Raw genomic sequence first — 2,085 nt, 5'->3', positions numbered from 1 at the left:
CAGGGCTTTCGAGTTCGCCAAAGCGAACCCTCATCCCTGCCGAGCTATCATCCCACGATTGAAACCGTGGGTTTTCTCGCTCGGAAAACTGATAATATAACTGCTTTTAAGTTATTAATCTGCTAAGTAACTGAGAAGCATAGAAAAAAGTAGTGAAAATGTATACCTATAAGTTTTTTAGGTGAGAAAACTATCATTTAAGTTAATTAATAGCGAAAGATTCCGATAATAAATAAGTAGCCGCTGATAGTGGACTAACTTACATAGTACAAATTGGGGGAAGTAAATTGAAAATTACGACTAAATTATTAGGTTCTTATCTGATACTGGCAGTCATCGTACTGGTATTAGGTGGCTTGGAACTTTTCGGGCTTCAAATCATGAACGATAATTCTAATGAACTCTATACGGAACGGGTACAGCCGACGATCATTCTATCTGAAATCGCCCAGCTGATGGAAAATACTCGGGTACATATGCTGACCGGTGTTATTAATGCTGATCCGTCAAGAGGAGAACCGGCGCTTGAAAATATCGATCGAATTGAGGAGCTCCTTGCTGAATATAGTAACCGTACTTTTTATGAGGAAGAAGCGGTTCTTGTCGAAGAACTGAATAGATACTGGGACAATTATTCTGAGCTGCTACATGAAGCTGGAGATTCCCTAATTGAGCAGGACTTTACCGAAGCAATGAATGGAATTAGACGTGCTGGATCCCAGTATGGAGGAGTAGATATGTATCTGAATGACCTGCTGGAAATGAATGAAATCTTATCTGAACAAGCATTCAGTCAGAATCAGTCCGTATTCATCGCTCTTAGAAATATTATATTGATTGTAGGTGTACTTGCTACAGCTTTTGCCATTGTGATTGGCCTGTTCATGGGACGAATCATCGGACGACCGTTGACCTCCATCTCGAGCAAACTGAACGATGTTGCGGATGGAAAGTTGACGGGTCAGACGATTCGCACAAAACGTAAAGACGAAATCGGCATGCTTGAACAGGCAACCAACAAGATGCAGGAAGAGCTGCGTCACATCATTACCTCAGTATCGAACGCAACTCATCATGTCCTGAGTTCCAGTGAAGAACTGACTCAGTCCACAAACGAGGTTGTCCAGGGAGCTGATCAGATTGCGATAACTATGCAGGAGCTCGCATCCGGATCAGAATCACAGGCTACTTATACCAGCGACCTTTCAGAGAGTATGAGTGCATTCGTTCACACAATCGAGCAGTCAGTTGAGGAGAGTGAGCGCATTTATCAGACCTCCACTAAAGTACGCGGTCTGACAGATGAAGGGCGTCTGATGATGGACTCCTCAGTCACACAAATGCAGACCATCGATGAGATCGTCAAGCAGTCTGTCGAAGGAATGAGGGGACTGGATACAAAATCCAGTGAAGTGTCCGAACTGGTCACAGTCATTGAAGGAATTGCAGAACAGACGAATCTTCTGGCGCTGAATGCGGCAATTGAAGCGGCACGTGCCGGCGAGCAGGGCAAAGGCTTCGCTGTAGTAGCTGATGAAGTCAGAAAACTGTCGGAAGAAGTTTCCGGTTCCGTTGTGGAAATTACTGACATCGTTAGACGCATGCAGGAAGAATCTGCACAAGTCGTTGGTGCACTGGAAAATGGGTACAGTGAAGTTCAGAAAGGAACTACTCAGATTCAGGAGACCGGGAAGACCTTCAACAGCATTTCATCTTCAGTTGAACAAATGGAACGGACGATACGAAGAATTACTGAAAAGCTGGCAGACAACAAGGAACAGACTGTCAATATGAGTTCCAGTGTAGAAGAGATCGCGTCGATTTCTGAAGAGTCGGCTGCGGGTATCGAACAGACGTCGGCATCGGCTCAACAGTCAAACAGCACGATGCAGGAAGTCTCTGCAAGCTCAGAAGAACTGGCCCGTCTGGCAGAAGAACTGAACCAGCTGGTCGAACGCTTCGAACTATAGGACTAGTAGAATAATAAGGAATTTAACGTAATTCCGAAAGAAGTCTCCCACTTCTAAACGTATGGGTACGAAGCACCAGTGAAAGTGGGAGATGAATTTCGGTCAAGCGATAGCT

The 2,085-nt window shown here is 44.7% G+C and carries 1 protein-coding gene; it reads left to right on the top strand.

What is annotated here, in order from left to right; all coding sequences use genetic code 11:
• The first annotated feature begins 287 nt into the window (after positions 1–287).
• Complete coding sequence (locus BLR76_RS11435; RefSeq protein WP_091269036.1) at positions 288–1,970, top strand: methyl-accepting chemotaxis protein; 1,683 nt, start codon at positions 288–290, stop codon at positions 1,968–1,970.
• Positions 1,971–2,085 lie beyond the last annotated feature (115 nt).

Origin of the sequence: Alkalibacterium thalassium, assembly GCF_900101165.1 — a bacterium.
Classification (GTDB): Bacteria; Bacillota; Bacilli; order Lactobacillales; family Carnobacteriaceae_A; genus Alkalibacterium; species Alkalibacterium indicireducens.
The sequence above is the reverse complement of the archived record's forward strand: the minus strand, read 5'-3'. Positions and strand labels throughout refer to the sequence as shown.